At 72.8% G+C, this 21,204-nt stretch carries 24 protein-coding genes; 11 read left to right on the top strand and 13 right to left on the bottom strand.

The features are described 5' to 3' along the window. Positions 1 to 8: 8 nt before the first annotated feature. Positions 9 to 329 carry a hypothetical protein gene (locus ABGB10_RS13630; protein ID WP_347661249.1) on the top strand — a complete coding sequence of 107 codons (321 nt, stop codon included), beginning with the start codon at positions 9 to 11 and terminating at the stop codon, positions 327 to 329. On the opposite strand, the gene ABGB10_RS13625 is transcribed toward ABGB10_RS13630, so the two are convergent. The 3 genes from ABGB10_RS13625 to ABGB10_RS13615 all read right to left on the bottom strand — a co-directional run bounded on the left by ABGB10_RS13625 (position 262) and on the right by ABGB10_RS13615 (position 3,195). After that, complete coding sequence (locus ABGB10_RS13625; RefSeq protein WP_347661248.1) at positions 262 to 1,644, bottom strand: hypothetical protein; 1,383 nt, start codon at positions 1,642 to 1,644, stop codon at positions 262 to 264. The two genes, ABGB10_RS13630 and ABGB10_RS13625, sit on opposite strands and share 68 nt — an antisense overlap. Beyond that, positions 1,641 to 2,168, bottom strand: a complete 528-nt coding sequence (locus tag ABGB10_RS13620; protein ID WP_347661247.1) for a SigE family RNA polymerase sigma factor — start codon at positions 2,166 to 2,168, stop codon at positions 1,641 to 1,643. Before ABGB10_RS13620 ends, ABGB10_RS13625 begins: the two co-directional genes overlap by 4 nt. A gap of 82 nt (positions 2,169 to 2,250) precedes the next feature. After that, positions 2,251 to 3,195 (bottom strand): DMT family transporter, encoded by a 945-nt coding sequence (locus tag ABGB10_RS13615; RefSeq protein ID WP_347661246.1) that lies wholly within the window; start codon positions 3,193 to 3,195, stop codon positions 2,251 to 2,253. Between the two features lie 105 nt (positions 3,196 to 3,300). Here ABGB10_RS13615 and ABGB10_RS13610 point away from each other — a divergent pair, with 105 nt between their 5' ends. Beyond that, positions 3,301 to 4,026 carry an HAD family hydrolase gene (locus ABGB10_RS13610; RefSeq protein ID WP_347661245.1) on the top strand — a complete coding sequence of 242 codons (726 nt, stop codon included), beginning with the start codon at positions 3,301 to 3,303 and terminating at the stop codon, positions 4,024 to 4,026. 8 nt (positions 4,027 to 4,034) lie between these two features. Here the strand turns inward: ABGB10_RS13610 and ABGB10_RS13605 are convergent, their stop codons facing one another. Next, a complete protein-coding gene (locus tag ABGB10_RS13605; RefSeq protein ID WP_347661244.1) occupies positions 4,035 to 4,562 on the bottom strand; it encodes a hypothetical protein in 528 nt (175 codons plus the stop codon). A gap of 12 nt (positions 4,563 to 4,574) precedes the next feature. Next, entirely contained in the window at positions 4,575 to 5,444 is an 870-nt protein-coding gene (locus ABGB10_RS13600) for a PhzF family phenazine biosynthesis protein (RefSeq protein WP_347661243.1), read from the bottom strand. A 33-nt stretch (positions 5,445 to 5,477) separates the two neighbouring features. Here ABGB10_RS13600 and ABGB10_RS13595 point away from each other — a divergent pair, with 33 nt between their 5' ends. The 3 genes from ABGB10_RS13595 to ABGB10_RS13585 all read left to right on the top strand — a co-directional run bounded on the left by ABGB10_RS13595 (position 5,478) and on the right by ABGB10_RS13585 (position 8,632). Next, positions 5,478 to 6,764 (top strand): CBS domain-containing protein, encoded by a 1,287-nt coding sequence (locus ABGB10_RS13595; RefSeq protein ID WP_347661242.1) that lies wholly within the window; start codon positions 5,478 to 5,480, stop codon positions 6,762 to 6,764. Continuing rightward, on the top strand, positions 6,757 to 7,407 hold the full coding sequence (locus ABGB10_RS13590) for a DUF1003 domain-containing protein (protein WP_347661455.1): 651 nt from the start codon (positions 6,757 to 6,759) through the stop codon (positions 7,405 to 7,407). Before ABGB10_RS13595 ends, ABGB10_RS13590 begins: the two co-directional genes overlap by 8 nt. Positions 7,408 to 7,483: 76 nt before the next feature. Continuing rightward, entirely contained in the window at positions 7,484 to 8,632 is a 1,149-nt protein-coding gene (locus tag ABGB10_RS13585) for an Mrp/NBP35 family ATP-binding protein (protein WP_347661241.1), read from the top strand. Between the two features lie 130 nt (positions 8,633 to 8,762). Here the strand turns inward: ABGB10_RS13585 and ABGB10_RS13580 are convergent, their stop codons facing one another. Beyond that, a complete protein-coding gene (locus ABGB10_RS13580) occupies positions 8,763 to 9,185 on the bottom strand; it encodes a preprotein translocase subunit TatB (protein WP_347661240.1) in 423 nt (140 codons plus the stop codon). Positions 9,186 to 9,261: 76 nt separating this feature from the next. Next, positions 9,262 to 10,530: a trypsin-like peptidase domain-containing protein gene (locus tag ABGB10_RS13575; protein ID WP_347661454.1), complete on the bottom strand. Its 1,269-nt coding sequence runs from the start codon at positions 10,528 to 10,530 to the stop codon at positions 9,262 to 9,264. Between the two features lie 439 nt (positions 10,531 to 10,969). Here ABGB10_RS13575 and ABGB10_RS13570 point away from each other — a divergent pair, with 439 nt between their 5' ends. After that, complete coding sequence (locus ABGB10_RS13570) at positions 10,970 to 11,620, top strand: O-methyltransferase (RefSeq protein ID WP_278142148.1); 651 nt, start codon at positions 10,970 to 10,972, stop codon at positions 11,618 to 11,620. Between the two features lie 5 nt (positions 11,621 to 11,625). Here ABGB10_RS13570 and ABGB10_RS13565 read toward each other — a convergent pair whose 3' ends face one another. Together ABGB10_RS13565 and ABGB10_RS13560 are read right to left on the bottom strand one after the other, a co-directional pair. Further along, a complete protein-coding gene (locus tag ABGB10_RS13565; RefSeq protein ID WP_347661239.1) occupies positions 11,626 to 13,080 on the bottom strand; it encodes a leucyl aminopeptidase family protein in 1,455 nt (484 codons plus the stop codon). 148 nt (positions 13,081 to 13,228) lie between these two features. Continuing rightward, positions 13,229 to 13,396: a DUF3117 domain-containing protein gene (locus ABGB10_RS13560; RefSeq protein WP_007455245.1), complete on the bottom strand. Its 168-nt coding sequence runs from the start codon at positions 13,394 to 13,396 to the stop codon at positions 13,229 to 13,231. A gap of 190 nt (positions 13,397 to 13,586) precedes the next feature. On the opposite strand from ABGB10_RS13560, the gene ABGB10_RS13555 reads away from it, so the two are divergent. The 4 genes from ABGB10_RS13555 to ABGB10_RS13540 are packed head-to-tail and all read left to right on the top strand — an operon-like array spanning position 13,587 to position 17,815. Beyond that, positions 13,587 to 14,405: a PaaX family transcriptional regulator C-terminal domain-containing protein gene (locus tag ABGB10_RS13555; protein ID WP_347661238.1), complete on the top strand. Its 819-nt coding sequence runs from the start codon at positions 13,587 to 13,589 to the stop codon at positions 14,403 to 14,405. Between the two features lie 4 nt (positions 14,406 to 14,409). Continuing rightward, positions 14,410 to 15,201, top strand: a complete 792-nt coding sequence (locus ABGB10_RS13550) for an enoyl-CoA hydratase-related protein (RefSeq protein WP_347661237.1) — start codon at positions 14,410 to 14,412, stop codon at positions 15,199 to 15,201. Between the two features lie 59 nt (positions 15,202 to 15,260). Continuing rightward, a complete protein-coding gene (locus ABGB10_RS13545; RefSeq protein ID WP_347661236.1) occupies positions 15,261 to 16,559 on the top strand; it encodes a DUF1800 domain-containing protein in 1,299 nt (432 codons plus the stop codon). 14 nt (positions 16,560 to 16,573) lie between these two features. Beyond that, positions 16,574 to 17,815 carry a DUF1501 domain-containing protein gene (locus tag ABGB10_RS13540; protein ID WP_347661235.1) on the top strand — a complete coding sequence of 414 codons (1,242 nt, stop codon included), beginning with the start codon at positions 16,574 to 16,576 and terminating at the stop codon, positions 17,813 to 17,815. Here ABGB10_RS13540 and ABGB10_RS13535 read toward each other — a convergent pair. Continuing rightward, positions 17,812 to 18,435: a hypothetical protein gene (locus ABGB10_RS13535; RefSeq protein WP_347661234.1), complete on the bottom strand. Its 624-nt coding sequence runs from the start codon at positions 18,433 to 18,435 to the stop codon at positions 17,812 to 17,814. The genes ABGB10_RS13540 and ABGB10_RS13535 overlap by 4 nt on opposite strands. A 13-nt stretch (positions 18,436 to 18,448) precedes the next feature. Next, positions 18,449 to 19,030, bottom strand: a complete 582-nt coding sequence (locus tag ABGB10_RS13530) for a DNA-3-methyladenine glycosylase I (RefSeq protein ID WP_347661233.1) — start codon at positions 19,028 to 19,030, stop codon at positions 18,449 to 18,451. A gap of 137 nt (positions 19,031 to 19,167) precedes the next feature. Between ABGB10_RS13530 and ABGB10_RS13525 the strand changes: the two genes are divergently transcribed. Further along, a complete protein-coding gene (locus tag ABGB10_RS13525; protein WP_347661232.1) occupies positions 19,168 to 20,061 on the top strand; it encodes a sterol desaturase family protein in 894 nt (297 codons plus the stop codon). Here the strand turns inward: ABGB10_RS13525 and ABGB10_RS13520 are convergent. Both ABGB10_RS13520 and ABGB10_RS13515 read right to left on the bottom strand, forming a co-directional pair. Next, positions 20,006 to 20,503 (bottom strand): SRPBCC family protein, encoded by a 498-nt coding sequence (locus ABGB10_RS13520; protein WP_347661231.1) that lies wholly within the window; start codon positions 20,501 to 20,503, stop codon positions 20,006 to 20,008. The two genes, ABGB10_RS13525 and ABGB10_RS13520, sit on opposite strands and share 56 nt — an antisense overlap. Further along, positions 20,500 to 21,117 carry a DivIVA domain-containing protein gene (locus ABGB10_RS13515; protein WP_347661230.1) on the bottom strand — a complete coding sequence of 206 codons (618 nt, stop codon included), beginning with the start codon at positions 21,115 to 21,117 and terminating at the stop codon, positions 20,500 to 20,502. Before ABGB10_RS13515 ends, ABGB10_RS13520 begins: the two co-directional genes overlap by 4 nt. Between the last annotated feature and the right edge of the window lie 87 nt (positions 21,118 to 21,204).

Below are 21,204 nucleotides of genomic sequence, written 5' to 3'. Positions count from 1 at the left end.
TGGCCGCCATGCTGACACTCGTCGCGATCGTCGAGTTCGCCGCGGGCGCCGAGACGGCCGGACAGCGTTACGAGGACGCCGTGCTGGCCCTGCTCGCACGACACGGCGGCCACCTCGACCGGCGGCTGCACGGCACCGACGGCCAGACCGAGGTGCAGGTGATCCGGTTCGACTCCCGGGCCGGGTACGAGTCGTTCCTCGCCGACCCGGACCGGGCGGCCCTGCGGAGCACGCTGGGCGGGTCCGCACCGACCACCCGGGTCATCGAGGTGCACGAGCCCGTCCCCGGTCACGCCAACGACGGAGCATCGCCAACACCGGCCGGGTGACGAGAGCGGCCAGGACGAACCCCACCACGAGCGCCCAGAACGGCGGCGGCCCGTAGTGGGGGCGGCCAGATTCGCGTACCGCCCCGGCGATCGCGAGGTCGGCGGCGACCGACAGCGCGGTGATGCCCTCCGGGGTCCGGAAGAGGACCTCCGGCGCGGCGGCGCCCCGGCGCAGCGTCACGAGCTCCACCGCCTCCGTGCCGGGCTCGTGATACGGCCCCCAGGCGGTGTCGTGGTCCTCCGGGAGGTCCACCGCCTCCGGACCCGGCACGCCGACCAACGCGACCGCCTCGTCGGCCGAGCGCCAGCCGAGCAGTTGCACGAACGAGCGGGAGCGCAGCGGCGGGAACGCCGCGCCGGCCACCGGGCTGCCGTCGACACTGGACCGCAAAGCCACCGTCCAGGTGCGCCGGTAGGACGGCACCGGACAGTCGGTGCAGGCAGAACGCTCCAGGACGGCCACCGAGCGGCCATCCGGCAGCCAGGAACCGGCCCCGGCGAGCCGCCCACCGGCCAGCGGCAGCTTCCGGTACGGCTCGGCGACCCGATCCGCGCCCGCGTCGTCCACCCGGACCAGCCAGACCTCGTCGCGGATCTGGAGGGCGAGATCGCCGCCGCCCGGGGACATCGCGGCCGTACGCCCCGGCGGGATCCAGGCGGTGCTGAGCGGCACCCGCAGCACGTCCACCCCGCGATCCCGGTCGTAGACACCCACGTACGGGGTGCGGTAGGTGTTCGGGGACGTGAACGTGATGTCGTCGTTGGCGTAGACCAGGCGTTTCCCGTTCGGCGCGAAGGCGAGCGGGTAGCCGTCCGGGCGGTCCGGGACGGTCTTACCGGACTTCAGATCGAGCAGGGAATCGCCCACCCAGGCGTACCGGCCGTCCGGGGAGAGCGACGCCTCGAAACCCGCGACGGCCTGATCGCCGTCCAGCACGCGGTAGCGGTCGTCGTCGGCGGCCACCACACCCATCCGGGTCTCGAACCAGTTGGTGCGCACCGCGGGACCACCGAAGAGCATCGCCGCCGCGCCCGGTGCCGAGTAGCCCACCGAGGCGGTCCGCAGCGGCGGGTCGACGAGCTTGGTGGGCAGGCCGGGGGTGTCGTGACGCGGGCCGGCCGGCAGGGGCAGGGCCACCGGGTGCAGCGCGTACCCGGTGCCGAGGAGCAGGACCAGGACGGCGAGCGTGCCGGCGACGACGGCCCGGCGACGACGGTGCCGGGTCCGCGCCGCGTCGAAGAGCCCGTCCGGTACGCGCGCCGGTGGCACGTCGGCGGCGAGGCGACGCAGCGCCTCGGAGAGTCGGGCGGTCATCGGGCGGTCACCTCCTGCGGGCTCTGGCCGACGAGTTCGGCCAACTCGGGGGCGAGCACCCGCAGCCGACCCAGGGCGTGCCGGGTCTGACTCTTCACGGTGCCGACCCGGCAGCCGAGCAGTGCGGCCGTCTCGGTCTCGGTGCGGTCCTCGTAGTAGCGCAACACGAGAACCGCACGCTGCCGCACGGTCAGCCGGGCCAACGCCGTCCACAGCACCAGCCGGACGTCGGCGTCGTCACCCGGGTCGGGTCGTTCCGGCACCACCCCGCCCAGCCGCTCCGGTGGGCGGGCCCGCCGCCAGCGCCACCAACTGGCCGCCTGGGTGCAGAGCACCCGACGCAGGTAGGCGTGCGGCTCGGCGACCCGCTCCCAGCGCACCGCGACCCGAGCCAGCGCCACCTGGACCAGGTCCTCGGCATGGTGCCGGTCACCGGTCAACAGGTACGCGAGCCGGGTCAGCCCGGCGGTCTCGGCCCGGACGAAGTCGGCGAAGCCGTCCCGGGTGCGGTCCTCAGTCGTCAACGGATCGCCCTCCTCACCGAGACAGACGCCGGGCGGACCCGCCACGGAGGGAACCAGCGCCCAGATTCCTCACGTCGTGCGATCAGTCGTCGAGCGGAGTCGGATCGGTCGGCAGCGCGGTCGGTGCGGTCCGACGGCCGCCGAGCACCACCACCGCCACACCGGCCAGCAGCAACGCCATCCCCAGCAGCGCGTACGGGCGGGGAACCTGCCCCAGCCAGGCCCATCCGAGCAGGGCCGCGCCGGGCGCCTCCAGCAGGATCAGCACGCTCACCGTGGTCGCCGGGATCTTCTGCAGGGCGTAGTTGAACATCGAGTGCCCGAGCAGTTGGGCGCCGACCACCAGGGCCAGGATGGCCAGCCAGGTGCGCCCGTCGAACCCGGTCAGTCGTACGCCGCCGACCAGGCACATGACCAGCAGGATCAGCGCGCAGATCCCGTAGCAGATGGTGGTGTACGTGGTGGTGCTGATGCTGGTCCGGGCCCGTTCGCCGAAGGCGGTGTAGACGGCGGCGAACATGGCGCCGGCCAGCGCCAGCACGTCGCCGAGAACGGCCCGGCCGGAGACACCCACGTCCACTCCGGTGGCGACCGCCGCCCCGCCGACCGCCACCGCGATGCCGATCCACACGATCCGGGGCAGCCGACGCCCCTGGGCGCGGGCGATCAGCCCCTGCCAGACCGGCTGGGTGGCCACCAGCGCGGTGGACGTGGCGACGGTGGTGAGCTGGGCGCTCGGCACCCAGGTGGCGAAGTGACCGGCCAGCGCGACCCCGGACAGGACGCAGAACAGGCCCTCCCGGCGGCCCACGCCGGTGGTGAGCCGACGGAACTCGGCACGACGCCGGGCCAGCGAGAACGGGCTCAGCACGGCAACCGCGAGCAGGTTGCGCCAGAACGCGATGGCCAGTGCGGGCGCGGCGGCGTACGCGATCAGCGGCGCGGACGACGACACCGCGACCACGGCCAGGCCGACCGCGCCGGTGGTCAGCGGGTCCAGGGATGGCCGGTGTGAAGGTGGGGGCACGGGACGTAATCCTCACACGTATGACGGTCAGCACGGAGGGTCATCACTCCGTTACGATCACACGGGTCGGCGCCGGCGACCCTCGACCGCCTGGAGGCGCTCCCCATGCCCACCTACCAGGCGGTGCTGTTCGACTTCTTCGGCACCCTGACCCGTTCGGTGCAGCGCGGTGTCGCGCACGCCGGCACCGCCGAACTGCTCGGCTGTCACACCGACACGTTGACCGAGGTGCTGGACCGCACCTACTACGAACGGGCCACCGGTCTGCTCGGCAACGCGGAGGCGACCCTGCGCTGGGTGTGCGCCCAGGCCGGCGTACACCCCAGTGACCATGCGGTGCGGGCGGCCGTGGCGTCCCGACATCGGGCGGTCCGCGCGGACACCTGTCTGCGGGCCGACGCCGTGCCGGTGCTCGCGGCCCTACGCCAGCGCGGCCTGCGCACCGGCGTGATCAGCGACTGTACGCACGAACTGCCGGCCTTCCTGCCACAGCTCGCCGTCGCCCCCCTGCTCGACGTGCGGGTCTTCTCGGTGCAGGTCGGACGGTGCAAACCGGATCCGGCGCTCTACCTGACCGCATGCCAGCGACTCGGGCTGGCCCCCGGCGACTGCCTGTACGTCGGTGACGGCGGCAGCCAGGAGTTGACCGGCGCCGAGCGGGCCGGGATGACCGCCGTCCGGCTCGCCGCACCGGACCTGGCCACGCACATGGTGTTCAACGCCGACCTGGACTGGCACGGGCCCACGCTCGGCACCCTGGGCGAGGTGCTGGCCCTCGTCGACACCGACACCGACGCCGAGGTGGTGGGGGTCGGCGGCCGGGCGGCGTGACGAGCCGATCAGCGACGACGGACCCGGTGCAGGCGAAACGGCTTGCGCGTGGCCCGCACCGCCGGGGTGGCCCGAGGCGGCTCGGCCTGAGCGTCGGCGGGCAGGTCCGTGCCGGCCAGCGGCGTTCCCGCCGGAGCGAGCCGGTTCACCGCGCACCCCTCGGCGGCCCAGCGGGCCACCAGGTCGGCGGTCGGCCCGGGCGCGTTGAGGCGCTTCGCCGCCACCAACGGCGCGATGGTGTCCCACTCCTCGGTGCCCGGCTGCACCCGGCTCACCCTCGCCGACCAGGTGACGATCCGACCACCGTGGTCGCCACGCAGGGAGACCTGCGCCTCGCTCGCGTCGGCCAGACCCGGCGCCGCCTGCTCACCCGGCCCACTGACCACCAGGAGCGCGCCCTCGAGTGGAGCGCACCAGAGCGCCAGCGCCGGCCCGCCCGAGACGCTCACCCAGGCCACTGCGGCCTTCTTCATCGCCTCGTCGACCAGCGGCGTCGACCCGTGCGCGTCGTCAGTCACCCTCGCATCCTCCCGCATCGACGTCTGGGATCAGCCAACGAACGGCGGGACGGCGATCTCGCCCCGGGCCACCGGCATCACCTGGCCGGCGACCGTCGCGCCGACCGCCGAGCCGTTCGCCGCGGTGACCGTGCAGGCCAGCGCCGACGGACGGTTCATCTCCACACCCTGGCGGACCGCGTAACGGGACAGCCCCTCGCCCGGCAACAGACCCGTCGCCACCAGCCAGACACCGAGACCGAGAGCCGCGGAGCCGGTCGCCGGATCCTCCGGAATGCCGATCCCCGGCACGAAGACCCGGGCGTGCGCGGTTTGCGCGTCCCCGTCCCAGGAGAAGACGCTGACGTGCGACACCCCGTACCGCTGCGCCGCCGCCACGTTCACCTGGGCGCGGGCCACCGCCTCCGGACGCACCGGCAGGTACGGGAACTCCAGGCCACAGCCGGCGACGCGTGGAGCTGGGCCGACGTGGTCCTCCGCGGCCAGCCCGGCGATCTCCAGCAACGGCTCCGGATCCAGCTCCGGCCCGAGGGTCGGTGTGCCGCCGGTCAGCGTCGCCCCGGAGGCGGTCACCTCGATCGGCAGCACCCCGGCATGGCACTCCTGGGTGACCTGCCCCACACCGAACATGCCCCGCCGGCTCGCGGTGACCGCCGCGCCGACACTCGGGTGCCCGGCGAACGGCAACTCCTCCACCGGAGTGAAGATCCGGGCCCGGTAGGTGACGCCGACCTGGGTCGGTGGCAGCACGAACACCGTCTCGGAGAGGTTGAACTCCAGCGCGAGCGCCTGCATCTGCTCGGTGGCCAGCCCTTCCGCGCCGAACACCACAGCCAGCGGGTTGCCGGCGAAGGGGCGGTCGGTGAAGACGTCCACGATCTCGTAGGCCAAGGTCGACATGTTGATAAACACTAGGCGCTTAGGCTGGTGCCCGTGAGCACGCCGACCCGGGTCTACATCGCCCGTCTCGCCGGAGTCGCCGTCTTCGATCCGAACGGTGACCAGGTGGGCCGGGTCCGCGACGCCGTGGCACGGCTCCGGGCGACAAAACGTCCGCCGGAGGTGGTGGGCCTGGTCGCGGAGATGCCGATGCGTCGTCGGATCTTCCTGTCCATCAACCGGATCACCTCCATCGACGCGGACGCCGTCGTGCTGGGCTCCGGCACCCTCAACCTGCGCCGGTTCGAGAAGCGCCCCAACGAGTTGCTGGTGCTCCAGGAACTGCTGGACCGGCGGGTGCAACTGGACCCGGGCGGCCAGCCCGGCGCGGTCGTGGACGTCGCCATGGAGTGCTCCCGGGGCGGCGAGTGGTCACTGACCCGGGTCGCCGTACGGGAGCAGACCGGTCGACTCAGCCGCCGAGGTCACCTGCACCAGGTCGAATGGGACCGGGTGCGCGGGCTCAGCGGCATCGCCGACAACCGGGGTACGGCGAACCTGCTCGCCGTCCTGGAGGACATGCGCCCCGCCGACCTGGCCAACGCGTTGCAGGACCTGCCCGACGCGCGACGCAACGAGGTGGCGGCCGCGTTGGACGACGAGCGGCTGGCCGACGTGCTCAGCGAGCTGCCGGAGCACGACCAGGTGGAGATCCTCGCCGCCCTCGACCGTGAGCGCGCTGCCGACGTCCTGGAGGAGATGGACCCGGACGACGCCGCGGACCTGCTCAACGAGCTGCCCCCACCGGAGCAGGACGTCCTCCTGGACCTGATGGAGCCCGACGAGGCCGACCCGGTGCGTCAGCTGCTGAAATACACACCCGGCACGGCGGGCAGCGTGATGACCTCGGAGCCGGTCATCCTGCCGCCGGACGCCACCGTCGCCGAGGCGCTGGCCCGGATCCGGGAGCCGCAGCTGTCCCCCGCCGTCGCCGCGCAGGTCTTCGTGACCCGGGCACCGCAGAACACGCCGACCGGCCGCTACCTGGGCATGGTGCACTTCCAGGCGCTGCTGCGCGAACCACCCGCCGACCTGCTGGGCAAGGTGGTGGTCAACGACATCGACCCGCTGCGCCCCACCACGCCGCTGCCGGAGATCACCCGTCGGATGGCCACCTACGACCTGGTCGCCATGCCGGTGATCGACCGGAACAACCGGCTGGTCGGGGCGGTGACGGTGGACGACGTGCTGGACCACTCGCTGCCCCGGGACTGGCGGGACCGGGACGCCCTGCCCGCCCCGGGCACCACCGACCCTGTGCTGGATGGCGCGGATGGCTGAGCAGCGGCGGACCGAACGGCTGGACCAACCACGCGAGCCGCGGGGCATCAAGCTGCCCCGCTTCGACGCGGAGGCGTTCGGTAGGTGGTCGGAGGGCATCGCCCGGGGCATGGGGACCGCGAACTTCATCGTCGTCATGACGGTGGTGATCGCGATCTGGTTCGTCTGGAACACGTTGGCCCCGGCGGACCTGCGCTTCGACCCGTACACGTTCACGTTCCTGACCCTGGTGCTGTCGTTGCAGGCCAGCTACGCCGCACCACTGATCCTGCTGGCCCAGAACCGGCAGGCCGACCGGGACCGGTTGGCGTTGGAGGAGGACCGGCGGCGAGCCACCGCGCAGAAGGCGGACACCGAGTACCTGGCTCGGGAGATCGCCGCGCTGCGGATCGCGCTGGGTGAGGTCGCCACCCGAGACTTCCTCCGCTCCGAGCTGGCCCGGCTGGCCGAGGAGCTGGACGAGGCGGGGCAACGCCGGCAACGACTGGAGCGCCGCCAGCAGGAGAAGGACAGCCGGCAGGAGCGACGTGGCCAGCGTCCGACCGACGGTGTCGGCCTGGACGAACCCCGCGACGACCTGGACGGCGACTTCACCCGCGACGGCCGGCCGGACGGCACCGGGCCGCGCCGGTCGGAGGGCTGACCACCGGGCCATCGATTGGCTCACACCGCCCCGGGCAGCGGCGGTAGGGGATGCCCCGCGACGTAGCATTGCGGGCATGTCAGCACCCGTGAGCACCGTCGAGGACGCGATCCAGGCCGCCCTGGCCACCGTCAACGACCCGGAGATCCGCCGGCCCATCACCGAGCTGGGCATGGTCCGCTCCGCCACGATCGCTGCCAGCGGCGTCGTACGCGTCGAGCTGCTGCTCACCGTCGCCGGATGCCCGCTGAAGGACAAGCTGCGTAACGACATCACCGCCGCCGTCGCCGCGGTGCCCGGCGTCACCGGCGTGGAGATCGACTTCGGGGTGATGACCCCCGAGCAGCGGCAGTCGCTGCAGTCGCAACTGCGCGGCGGTGGCGCCACCGAGGAGCCGGTCATCCCGTTCGCCCAGCCCGGCTCGCGTACCCGGGTGTACGCGGTGGCCAGCGGCAAGGGTGGCGTCGGCAAGTCCAGCGTGACGGTCAACCTGGCGGCGGCGCTCGCCGCGCGTGGGCTCTCCGTCGGCGTGGTCGACGCGGACATCTACGGCCACTCGGTGCCCCGGATGCTCGGCGCGGACGGCCGACCCACCCGGGTCGAAGACATGATCATGCCGCCGCAGTCGCACGGCGTGAAGGTGATCTCCATCGGCATGTTCACGTCCGGCAACGCCGCCGTGGTGTGGCGCGGCCCGATGCTGCACCGGGCGTTGCAGCAGTTCCTGGCCGACGTCTACTGGGGCGACCTGGACGTGCTCCTGCTGGACCTGCCGCCGGGCACCGGTGACGTGGCCATCTCGCTGGCCCAGTTGCTGCCCAACTCGGAGATCCTGATCGTCACCACCCCGCAGACCGCCGCCGCCGAGGTAGCGGAACGCGCCGGGGCGATCGCCCTGCAGACCCACCAGCGCGTGGTCGGCGTCATCGAGAACATGTCCTGGCTGGAGCTGCCGGACGGCTCCCGGATGGAGATCTTCGGTGCCGGCGGTGGTGAGGCCGTCGCCGAGTCGCTGAGCCGGACCATCGGCGCCCAGGTGCCGCTGCTCGGGCAGATCCCGCTGGACACCCGGGTCCGCGAGGCCGGCGACGCGGGCAACCCGATCGTGCTGGCCGCCCCGGAGTCCCCGGCCGCGCAGGCACTCGGCACGATCGCCGACCGGCTCGCGGTACGCCGTGAGTCGCTGCTCGGCAAGCCGCTCGGTCTCAAGCCCGCTGGACGCTGACCGCCACGAACACCGTCAGCCCGTCGGCCGCTGTTGGCCGGCGGGCTGATTCGTGCCCGCGGGGGCCAGCCAGGAGGTGACGGCAGGTCGCCGCGCGGACCGAGCGCGGCCCGGTCAGGTGGCGGGTCGGTCAGGTGGCGTCGTCGTAGCTGACGCGGGGGGCTGGCGCCGACGGGCTGCTGGTGGCCGTGCTGGACCGGGAGCCGCCCGAGCGCAGGTCCGCGGAGTTGGCCACGTCCTTCAGGTCGTCGTGCACGCTGCCGACGTCGGCGCGGAGGTTGTCGTAGACGCCCTGCAACGGCTTGCGGATCGCCGCCTCGTCCTCCTCGCTGAGGAGGTGCTTGCGGATGAACGCCTTCGGGTGCAGATCCTCCAGCTGGATGTCGGTGCCCAGCTCGCGACTCAGGTCGCCGGTGGCGTTGCGAGCCATGTTGCGCAGGTTGCGCACCAACCGCAGGCCGTCGGTGATGACTGCGGGCAGCCGGTCGCCGAAGATCAGCAGCGCCAGGAGCAGCAGCGCTCCGATCTCCCACCAGTTCAGGTTGTCGAGCATCCCGTTGGCCTCCTCTCGGCGTCAGCAGCAAGACTACGCACGCCGGGCGGCGTTCGGGCAAGGGGTGAGCCGCTGTTCACTTCGCGTCCGCAGCGAGTCTCACCGAGGTGTTCTGCCGCGCGGAGCCTCGCCGAAACTCGACGGTCACCACCGAGCCCGGCGCGTACTTGCGCACCAGCGCGGTCAGGTCGGTCGGCTCGGTCATCGGCCGCCCATTGATCTTGAGGATCACGTCGCCGACCTTCAACCCGGCGCCGTCCGCCGGGCCGGAAGGCTCCACCTCCGCCAGCCGTAGGCCACCCCCGACAACTCCGGTCGGGCCGTCCACCCGGGCGCCGATCACCGTACGCCGGGCCTTGCCGGTGCCGATGATGTCCTGGGTCACCCGCTTGGCCTGGTTGATCGGGATGGCGAACGCGAGACCGATGTTGCCCGCCTCCTGCCCCTCGGCGACCAGCGACTTGATGGTGGAGTTCACTCCGACCACCCGCCCGGCACCGTCGACCAACGGGCCTCCCGAGTTGCCGTGGTTGACCGCGGCGTCGGTCTGGATGGCCGCGTAGTAGCGCACCGGCCCGCCCGGCTCGCCCGCCTGCATCGTCCGGTCCAGAGCACTGACGATGCCGGCGGTGACCGTGTTGGCCAGCGACAACGGTGAACCGATGGCGAGCACCGGGTCACCGACGGCCAAGGCGTCCGAGTCGCCGAACTCGACCGCCTGCAACCCCGGACGACTCACCTTGATCACGGCGATGTCCGACTCCGGGTCCTGGCCGACGATGGTCGCCGGAGCGCTGCTGCCGTCGTTGAAGACCACCGAGGCCTTGCCGCTGCCGCCGGCCACCACATGGTCGTTGGTGATCACATGGCCGTCGGCGGTGGCGATGAAGCCGGAGCCCTCGCTGGTCCCGCCGAGGCTGCTCACCCGGACGGTGACCACGCTGGGCAGGACACGTTCGGCGACACCGGCCAGTGACTCCGGCTTGCGCTGGGCCAGCGCCGGCACCTCTGCCGGCGCACCGCCGAGCACCGCCCCACCCGCACCGCCACGAACCGCGACCGCGTAACCCAGCGCCCCGCCGAGGCTGCCGGCCAGGAGGGCGGTGATCACGGGGATGAGCAGCAGGTGGCGCAGTGTCGGTCGGCCCGGCGCGTCCGGATCGGTGACCGGCTCGGGCTCGGCGCCGGCCACCACCGGCCCGGGCACCACCACTGCGGTCGGCGCAGCCGGGTCACGCCATGGATCGGCGAGCGCGTCCGACCACCAGGGCGACGCCCCAGCCGGGCCGGGCACCCCGCCTGCGGTCGGTGCCGGCCAGCTCGGCGGCGGCCCGGCGTTCGGCACACCGGCCACCGGCGGATGCCCCGGTGCCGGCCAGTTCGGCGAGGGCGCACCGGCCACCGGCGGAAACCCCGACGCCGGCCCGCCCGGCGGCACGACGGGCGCGTTGCCCGCCTCCGGCGTGGTCGGCGGCCCGGCCGGAGGGTTCCCCGCCCCGGGCGGTCGCGCCGGAGTCTCACCGCCCCGGCGCCAGTCCCAGCCGTCGGTCACGTCGGTGCCTCCCAGTCCGTCCCCGGATCCCGCGCCGCGTCGCCCGGCCACGGGCCGGTTCGGTCGCGGCTGACGGGATACCGCCTCCAGGATTGCACGGATGTACGCGGTGGAGTCACCGGTTGCCCCGGTGATCGCTACAGACGGAGGCGCGGCTGCGCCCCACGACGGTCGCCTCTACGCTCACAGTGCCAACCCGCCCCCGCACCACGCACCGCCCCGGAGGTGCCCCATCGCCACGGTCGCCGGTTCCGGCAGTTCGACGGCCCAGGCTCAGCAGTTCGCCGAGTCGTACGTCGCCGAGGATCTCGTCCTGCGCACCGCCCGCAGCCTGGCCCGGGAGGTGGGCCTCGACGCGGTCACCCCCGGTGCGGGCGCGGCGCTGCGGCTGCTGGCCGCCGCCGGCAACGCGCGCGCCGTGGTGGAGATCGGCACCGGCACCGGGGTGAGCGGGGTCTGGTTGCTGCGCGGCATGCGCGCGGACGGGGTGCTCACCACCATCGACGTGGAGGTGGAGCACCAGCGGATCGCCCGACGGATCTTCGCCGAGGCGGGCTTCGCGGCCGGGCGCACACGGATCATCACCGGTCGTGCGCTCGACGTGCTGCCCCGGCTCGCCGACGGCGCGTACGACCTGGTGTTCGTGGACGCGGAGGCGACCGGCTTCCATGCCTGTGTGGAGGCGGCGCTGCGGCTGTTGCGCCCGGGGGGCGTGCTCGCGCTCAACGGTGTGCTCGCCAGCGGCCGGATCGGTGACCCGGCCGCTCGGGACGCGGAGACGGTGACGGTCCGCGAGACGATCAAGGCCGTCCGGGAGTCGGAGCACTGGATTCCCGCGCTGCTCCCGGTCGGGCACGGGCTGCTCGCCGCGGTGAAGTGCTGACCTGGTCAGTCGACGCTGGCCAGCCAGCGCAGCAACCACCGGACGCCCCAGCCGGTTGCGCCCCGGCTGACCTCGGCGTGGTCGCCGTCGGCCCAGGACGGGGCCGACATGTCCAGGTGCAGCCAACGGTCCCGTAGTTCGCCGGTGAACTCGCGCAGGTAGAGCGCGGCCAGCACCGAACCGGCACCCTGCGCCGGGGCGCTGTAGAGGTCGGCGATCTCGCTGCCCAGGTATTCCACGTAGTCGGTGTGCAGGGGCAGCCGCCACGCCGACTCGCCGGCCGCCTCGGCTGCGGCCAGCACGTCCGCGGCCAGCTGGTCGTTCTCGCTGTACAGGGCGGCGGTGCGCTTGCCCAGGGCCACGGCGTTGGCACCGGTGAGGGTGGCGAGGTCGAGCAGCAGGTCCGGCTTGAGCTGCTGCACCGCGTACGCCAACGCGTCGGCGAGGACCAGTCGGCCCTCGGCGTCGGAGTTGGTCGTCTCGCTTGTCGTCCCGCCGTAGTGCCGGATGACGTCGCCGGGCCGGAACGCCGCGCCGCTGACCATGTTCTCGGCGAGCGGGGCCAACGTGGTGATCCGGACCGGCAGCCGCAGTTCGGCCGCTCCGAGGGTGGCGGCGACGACTGCGGCCGCGCCGGCCATGTCCTTGCGCATCAGCTTCATCGCCGGCACCGGCTTGATCGAGATGCCGCCGGTGTCGAAGGTGATGCCCTTGCCGACCAGCACCACGTGGGTACGGGCGTCGGCCGGGTGCCAGTCCAGCTCGACGAGCCGGGGGCCGCTGGCCGAACCGCCTCCCACGGCGAGGATGCCGCCGAAGCCCTCGTCGGCCAGTTCGGCCGGCCCGCGGACCCGCAGTCGCAGGTCCGGCAGGTCGGCTGCGGCGGAGGCCACCTGGTCGGCGAACCACTGCGGCGTCTTCACCGAGGAGGGGGTGTTGGTCAGGTCACGGGCGAGATGGGTCATCGCCGCGGTGGTCCGGGCGGTGGCGATGGTGGTCTCGAACGCGGTCGGGTCGGCGAGCAGAAGGTCGACGCTGTCGAGCGTCGGTGCGGTGCCGGCCTCGGTCATCCGGAACCGGTACGAGGCGAGCAGCAGCCCCTCGGTGAACCCACGGACTGCGGCCGGAGTCACCCCGAGAGGCAACGCGATGGTGATATGCGTCTCATCCGTGGTGGAGCGGGCCACCGCGGCGCCGGCCGTCCGCCAGGCCGCCTCGCCACCGTCGCCGACCCCGAGCAGGAGCATCCGGCCGGGGGTGCGCCCGGGGCGCAGCTGAGTGTGGATCTCGCCGGCCCGGCCGGTCAGTCGGGCCGCCGGCACCAGCGCGGCGGCCTCGTCGGCCGTGCCGTCCGGAGGTGCCACCGCGGTCGGAACGAGCTCGGCCGAATCGGCGGCACGGACAGGCAGGACGAGGACGTCGAGCCGGTCGGGCTCGGCGATCAGACGGATGGCGAGCACGCGGGACCGTACCTCCAGAAAAGTGTCGCGGAGCGGAACCGGACCCGCCTACCCGCACCGATGAAGACCCTGAGCCACCGGTACCACCGGTGGCTCAGGGTCCAAAAGAACGCTCCGGGCGGCGTGCGCCGCCCGGACCACTCCTTACTCAGCCGGCCGCCGCCTTCAACGCGTCACCGAGCGCGTTGGCCTCGTCGGGAGTCATCTCGACGACGAGCCGGCCACCGCCCTCCAGCGGGACCCGCATGACGATGCCCCGACCCTCCTTGGTGACTTCCAGCGGACCGTCGCCCGTCCGCGGCTTCATCGCCGCCATGTTGTCTCCCCTCAGACCTACACCAGGGTCGGTGGGTTGCCCCACAGCCACTTCGTCACGACCACCCGCAACGCTCACGGGGGCGTCGACCAACGATTTTCCCTGATGAACACCGCCGGACCCAAACCGGAGCAGCATTGATGTAACAGCATCTAGCTTATCTTGAGAAGGCCTGTCACAATGTGCGGTCATGCAGGCACGGTCGGCACTCTTCGACCTGTACGGCGACCACCTCCGTCCGAGGGGTGGCCGGGCACCGGTCGCTGCCCTGGTCAAGCTACTGGCACCGCTGGGAATCGCGCCGCCCGCCGTTCGCACCGCCGTGTCCCGGATGGTGCGCCAGGGTTGGCTCGAGCCTCTCCGGTTGGTCTCCGGGCCGGGATATTCGATCACACCGAAAGCAGCACGACGACTCGACGAGGCAGCGGCCCGGATCTACCGGACCGGCCGGGTCACCTGGGACGGCCGATTCGATCTGCTGGTGCTGGAGGCCCCCGGCTCCCGACGGGACAGGCAGCGGCTCGCCGCCAATCTGAGCTTCCTCGGCTACGGCACGCTCGACGAGCAGACCTGGGTCGCCACCCGACCGGCCGACGACGTGGACCTGCTCCTCGCCGAGGCCGGCATCCGGTTCGAGCGGTTCACCGCCGCCCACTTCGCCGGCACCCCCGGCGCGATGGGCGTGGTCCGGCGCGCGTGGAACCTGACCGAGATCGGCCACGCCTACGAACGGTTCGTCGCGGACCAGCGCCCCCTGCTCGCGGCGGTCACCGTGCGTAGCAGCGACGAGGAGGCGTACGCGACGCGGTTCCGACTCGTGCATGCGTGGCGTACGTTCCTCTTCCGGGACCCGCAACTGCCCCCGGCGCTGCTGCCCGAGCGCTGGCCCGGCACCGCCGCGGCCAGCTTCTTCGACCGGCACGCGGCACGTCTGCGTCCGGCCGCCGACCGGTACGTCGAACAGTGCCTCGACGCCGGCAACCGCATCGTCCGACAGAAGGGTCGTTAGACACGTGACCGAACCGCTGCTGGTCGACCGGACCGACGCCGTCGTCACCCTCACGCTGAACCGGCCGAACGCGATGAACGCGCTCGACGTGGCGCTCAAGGAGGCGCTGCGGGACGCCCTCGCCGAGCTGGAGACCGACCGGTCCTGCCGCGCGGTCGTCCTGGCCGGGGCCGGCGGGTCGTTCAGCGCCGGTCAGGACCTGCGCGAGCACGTGGCCACCCTGGAAAGCTCCGCCAGTGACCCGCTGGGCACCGTGCGGGCGCACTACAACCCGATCGCCGCCCGGCTCGCCAACCTGCCCAAGCCGGTGATCGCCGCGGTCCGTGGGATGGCCGCCGGGGCGGGCGCGTCGCTGGCGTTCCTGGCCGACATCCGTATCGGCGGTCCGACCACCAGTTTCCTGATGGCCTTCGCCAAGGTCGGCCTCGCCGCCGACACCGGTGCCTCCTGGACGTTGCCCCGACTGGTCGGCCACGCCAAGGCGGTGGAGTTGCTGATGCTGGCCGAGCCGGTCCGTGCCGAGGAGGCCTGCCGGTTGGGCCTGCTCAACCGGTTGACCGACGACGACGAGCAGGTGCTGCCGGCCGCCCAGGAGTTGGCCGCCCGCCTCGCCGCCGGCCCGACCGTCGCGTACGGGGCGATCAAGCGGCAGCTCTCCATTGCCGACGCCGGCACCCTCGCCGATGCCCTCGCGGCCGAGGCGCAGGCCCAGTCGATCTGTGGTGCCACCGCCGACCACCGGGCATCCACGCTCGCCTTCGTCGGCAAGCAGAAACCGGTCTTCGAGGGACGCTGAACGCGATTCGGACGCCGCCCTTACCGTCCTCGAACACGGGCCGCCTAGCGTCGGCCGTTATGAGCGATCGTGAAGCGGTGGCGCACCTGCTGCGCCGGGCCACCTTCGGGCCGACCGCCGACGAGGTGGACGCGGCCGAGCGGGCCGGGCCGGCAGCGACGTTGGACCGCCTGCTCGACCCCGGGCGGGCCGACCGGGGCGCGGCGGCCACCCCGCCGCCGACGCTGGCCCCGGACCCGTACGCCGCACTGGCCAAGGAATCCACCCGGGAACAGCGGCAGAAGGCCAACGCGGAGCGCCGCGAGCAGCTCCAGCAGGTCACCGGGTGGTGGCTGGACCGGATGGTGGCCGCCGAGGACGGGCTGACCGAGAAGCTGCTCCTCTTCTGGCACGGGCACTGGGCGACCAGCGCTCAGAAGGTCAAGTCCGCACGGACGATGATGGGCCAGTTGGACACTCTGCGCCGCCACGGGCGGGGCCCGCTGGGTCCGCTGGTCGACGCGATGGTGCGCGACCCCGCCCTGATCATCTGGTTGGACGGGCAGAAGAACACCCGCAAGGCCCCGAACGAGAACCTGGCCCGCGAGCTGATGGAGTTGTTCACCCTCGGCATCGGCAACTACACCGAGGCGGACGTGAAGGCCGGCGCGCGTGCCCTGACGGGCTGGGCGGTCGACCGGCGGACCGGGGTGGCCCGCTTCGAGGAGAAGCGACACGACCCCGGCGAGAAGACCATCCTCGGGCAGAGCCGCCGGTTCGACGCCCAGACGTACGCCGCGCTGCTGGCCGCCCAACCCGCGGCGGCGACGTTCGTGGCCGGGCGGCTCTGGTTCCGCTACGCCGGCACGGACGTCCCGGCACCGGACGGTCTGGCCGGCGCGGACACCGTGGCGACCCTGCGTGCGATCTTCTCCGCGCCGGCCTTCGCGCAGACCCGGGGCACGCTGGTCAAGCAGCCGGTGGAGTGGCTGGTCGGCGCGCTACGCCAGCTCGGAATCCGGCCCTCCGCGCTGCCCGAGCAGCAACGCAAACAACTGCTGACCGGTCTGAACGCGCTGGACCAGGTGCCGCTGCGACCGCCCAGCGTGGGCGGCTGGCCGGCCGGGGCGGCCTGGCTGACCACCTCGTCGTTGCAGGCCCGGTTGCGGACGGCCGGGATGCTCGCCGCCGCCACGGCGCCGACGGTGCTGGCCCGGCTGACCGCCGCACCCGCCGCCGGCCGGCCGGACGCGTTGGCCCGACTGCTGGTGGTCGACGGCTGGGGCCCGCGTACCCGCACCGCCCTCACGCCGCTGGCCGGCGAGCCCCGCAAGCTGCTGGCCGCCGGCCTGGTCAGCCCCGAATACACCGTCAGCTGAGCGGAGGAGTCGACATGGACACCCTGACCCGACGCAGGTTCCTGCTGACCAGTGGCGTGGTCGGCGCGGGCGCGCTGGCCGCCGGAGCCGGCGCGTACACCCTGCGGGACCTGTTGGACACCAGCGGGGACCGCGATCCGCAGGCCCGCACGCTGGTGCTGGTCACCCTCTACGGCGGCAACGACGGGCTCAACACGGTCATCCCGTACGGCGATCCGGCCTACCGGGCGGCCCGCCCGGAGCTGGCGTACCCGGACTCGGAGGTGCTCCGGTTGGACGACGGCTTCGGCCTCAACCCGGCCCTGGAGGGTCTGCACCAGCGCTGGTCGAAGGGTGGGCTGGCGATCGTGCGTGGGGTCGGCTACCCGAAGCCGGACCGCAGCCACTTCCGGTCGATGGACATCTGGCACACCGCGCAGCCGGACCGGCCGGGCAACACCGGATGGCTGGGGCGTTGGCTGGACCGGGCCGGCGGCGACCCCCGGCTGGCGGTCTCCTTCGAGCCGGCGCTGCCACCGCTGCTGGCCGGGGCGCAGAGTGCCGGTGCCGCAGTGCCGGTGACCGACCGCAAGGCCGCCAAGGGGCTGTCGGCGGAGACGTTGAAGGCCTTCGAAGCGGCCGAGCCGGGTGAATCCGCCGCGCGGGCCCGGGCCGCCTCCTGCTTCGCCGACCTACGGTCGGTGGACGACATGATCCGCCAGGTACGCGACTCCGCCGACCCCGACACGGCCGACCCGGACGGCGAGCAGGCCCCCGCCACGGCCACCGGCGGGGCACGCACACCGCTGGACGCTCAACTGGACCTGGTCGCGCAGTGCGTCGAGGCGGGGGTGTCCACCCGGGCCTTCTCGGTGTCGCTCGGTGGCTTCGACACGCACGCCGACGAGAAACAGTTGCAAGCCGTCCTGCTGGGTCAGCTGGACCGGGCGTTGACCGGGTTCGCCGACCGGATGAGTCGCACCGAGGCGGGGCGGAAGGTGGTGGTGGCGGTCTACTCCGAGTTCGGCCGCCGCGTCCGAGCCAACGCCTCCGACGGCACCGACCACGGCACCGCCTCGGACGTGCTGCTGCTCGGTGCGGGCGTGCACGGCGGTTGGCACGGGGCACCGCCGAGCCTCACCGACCTCGACGACGGCGACCTGAAGTTCACCACCGACTTCCGGGACGTCTACGCCACGTTGCTCGAACGCGTGCTGGACACCGACCCGGGCCCGGTCCTCGCCGACTGGCGGGGACGGCTGGACAAGCTGTTCTAGTCGTCCTCTTCCGGGTCCTGGTTGGCCTCCGCGCCCAGCACGAACGCCTGCATGGCCAGCTCGTCGCCGGCCGGTGACACGAAGGCGGGCAGCTCACGCGGGCCCAGCTCCTGCACGTAGGACCAGAACAGGCGGACCGCCTCGGCCGGTGTGCCGGCCTCGATCGGCAGGTCGAGGCTGACCAGCCAGGTACGCCGTGCCGGTGGCGGCCCGAGTTGGTCGGCCAGCGCCCGGAAGGCCGCCGGCTCCAGCGCGCTGACCGGCCCGTCGAGCGTCAGCAGGTCGGCCGGCACCGGCTCGTCGAAGGCCCGACGGGTGTACGCCACGACGAGCGCCCCCGCCTCGACCTCGGACTGCGGGTCGTCCGGGTCCTCCTGGTGACGTGGACCCGCCGCGGCGACCCGGCCGAGCGCCACCAGCCGCGGTGGCGCGTCGACCAGCACCGCCACCTGGTCTCCCGGGCCCGGCCCGGCGACGTCGGGCAGACCGCTCAGCTCCAACGTGTCGTGGTGCACCAGCCGCTCGGCTTCGTACCGCTCGGCTGGCAGGAGCACGGCCCAGGTGCCCACCCCGTCGGCTCGGCCGGGTCCGCCGGCCCGGTACGCGGTCTCGGTCGTCATGCCTGCCATCCCATCATGTCGCCGGTGGGAGGGTGACGTGACAGCCGACGATGTGATCGTCGACCATGCCGGTGGCCTGCATCAGCGCGTACGCGGTGGTCGGCCCGACGAACCGGAAGCCGCGCTTCTTGAGGGCCTTGGCCATCGCCGTCGACTCGGCGGTGATCGGCGCGAGCTCGGCGAACGAGGCGGGACGGGCCGGCCGGCGCTCCGGCGCGAAGGACCAGAGCAGCGTGGACAACCCCTCCGGCAGCTCCAGCGCGGCACGGGCGTTGGCGATCGCCGCCTCGATCTTGGCCCGGTTGCGGACGATGCCCGCGTCGGCGAGCAGCCGGGTCACGTCGGACTCGTCGTATCCGGCGACGGTCGGGATGTGGAACTCGTCGAAGGCCAGCCGGAACGCCGGGCGTTTACGCAGGATGGTCAACCAGGACAACCCGGACTGGAACGCCTCCAGCGTCATCCGCTCGTAGAGCGCGTCGTCGCCGTGCAGCGGCCGCCCCCACTCCGTGTCGTGGTAGACCGCGTAGTCGGGGGTGCTCGACCCCCACGCGCAGCGAGCCAGCCCGTCGGCACCGATCACCAGGTCCGTCACCTCGTACACGCTAGGGCATCGCACCGACACCCCATTGCCACCGGTCGCTCGGCTGCCTATGGTGCTTGTTACCGACCGGTAAGTCGGGGTCACCCAGCGGTGTGCCCCGGCCGGCGACGGCGAGCGGAGGCCGCGCGATGAAGGAGTTCCCGGACGTCATCGCCTGGTCGATCCCGGCCTTCGTACTGCTCATCGTGCTGGAACGGGTCTCCTACCTGCTGCACCGCGACGACGACGAGGTCGGTTACGGCGGCGCCGACACCGCGACCAGCCTGGCGATGGGTCTGGGCAGCATCTTCACCGACCTGCTGTGGAAGGTGCCGATCGCCGCCGCGTACGCGCTGCTCTACGCGCTCACCCCGCTGCGGGTGGCCGAGGTGTGGTGGACCTGGCCGCTGATCCTGCTCGCGCAGGACTTCCTCTACTACTGGTCCCACCGCGGCCACCACGTGATCCGGATCCTCTGGGCCTCGCACGTGGTGCACCACTCGTCGGAGCGGTTCAACCTCTCCACCGCACTGCGCCAGCCGTGGACCGGGCTGACCAGTTGGGTCTTCTACATCCCGCTGATCCTGGCCGGCGTGCACCCGGCAGTGGTCGCGTTCTGCGGCTCGGTCAACCTGCTCTACCAGTTCTGGATCCACACCGAACGCATCGACCGGATGCCGCGCTGGTACGAGGCGGTGTTCAACACCCCGTCGCACCACCGGGTGCACCACGCCTCGCAGGGCGGTTACCTGGACCGCAACTTCGGCGGCATCCTGATCGTCTGGGACCGGCTCTTCGGCTCGTTCGCGCCGGAGCGGGAGCGCTGCGTGTACGGCCTCACCAAGAACGTGGGCAGCTACAACCCGGTCCGGGTGGCCTTCCACGAGTACGCCTCGATCGCCCGGGACCTCCGGGCTGCGGTGACCTGGCGCCATCGGGCGGGGTATCTGTTCCGAGCGCCGGGCTGGCAGCCGGCACCGGGTGCGGTCAGGGCAGCCGGCCCTGCTCGACCAGACGGGCGAACCTCTTCAGCGACTGGGTGAGGCCGATCTTGGAGCCGGGCCAGAGCAGCGGCCAGGCCACCCGACCGGCCCGACCGCCCGGCAGGTGGAACCACTCGTGCCAGACCACCTGGGTGCGGGCCCGACCCAGCTGGGTGCAGCGCAGCACCCCTGGGCCGCGCAGCAACTGACCGTGGTGCACCACGCCGATCTCGTACGGCTCGTCGACCCGGACCACCCGCATCTCGTCGCGCAGCGTGGCCCGGCCGAGCGCGGTCACCGCCTCGATCCGGCTGCCCTCGCGCCCGTCGCCCTCGACCACCCGCACGCGGGTGAACGGGATCCAGTCGGACTGACGTTCCCAGGCGAGCAGCGCGGCGAAGACCTGCTCCGCCGGGGCGTCGACGATCACCGTGGCGGTCACCTCACCGGCACCGGGTTGGGCTGCCTCCCGAAGGTCGTCGACGCCTCCGGGGTCGGTCACGCCGTCTCCGACCGGACCACCGTGTCGCGCTGCCCGGCGCCGTCGGCGGGCGCGCCGTCGGTCTGCTCACGATCCGCCGGCTCGTCGCCCGCCGGCGCCACGGACGGTGCGACCCCGTCGGAATCCGCCGGGGACGAGGTGGCGGCCGGCAGCTCTGCCGCACCGGCCGAGCCGACGGGCGCCGAGCCGGAGCCGGCGTCCCCGTCCAGCGGCACATCCCCGCCCGGGTTTGCCACGTCCGCGGTCGCCACCTTGCTGGTGGACTGCTCGCGGGCCTGACGCAGCGCGTCCGCGTCGTCGGTGCGCCCCTCACGCAAGGCGATGACCTCCGCTTCCAGCACGCCGATCAGCTCCGACTTGTAGCCGATGTCGTAGGCGGCACGCCGCATCGCCTGATCGACCTGATCCATCCGGTACCCGCGCAACCCGGTGTCGAAACGGACCGCCCCCACGTCGGATTCGCGCAGTGGTCGGGTGTCGGGCAACGCCACGGCCTGCGAATCCGGCTCGGCGGCCACCAGGCCGGGATCACGGCCACTGACCAGCACCGTCACGCCGAATACCACCGCCGCGACGGTCAATGCCACGACCAGGAGGAGCAGAAGCTGACCCATGTACTGATCGTGGCATGGCAGCGGGCCAGGAGCGACCCCGCCACCCGTCCCGATCATGATCTGTGCGGACGCCCGCCCACAGTTGCC

Source organism: Micromonospora sp. B9E7 (assembly GCF_039871815.1).
Lineage (GTDB): Bacteria > Actinomycetota > Actinomycetes > Mycobacteriales > Micromonosporaceae > Micromonospora.
The sequence above is the reverse complement of the archived record's forward strand: the minus strand, read 5'-3'. Positions and strand labels throughout refer to the sequence as shown.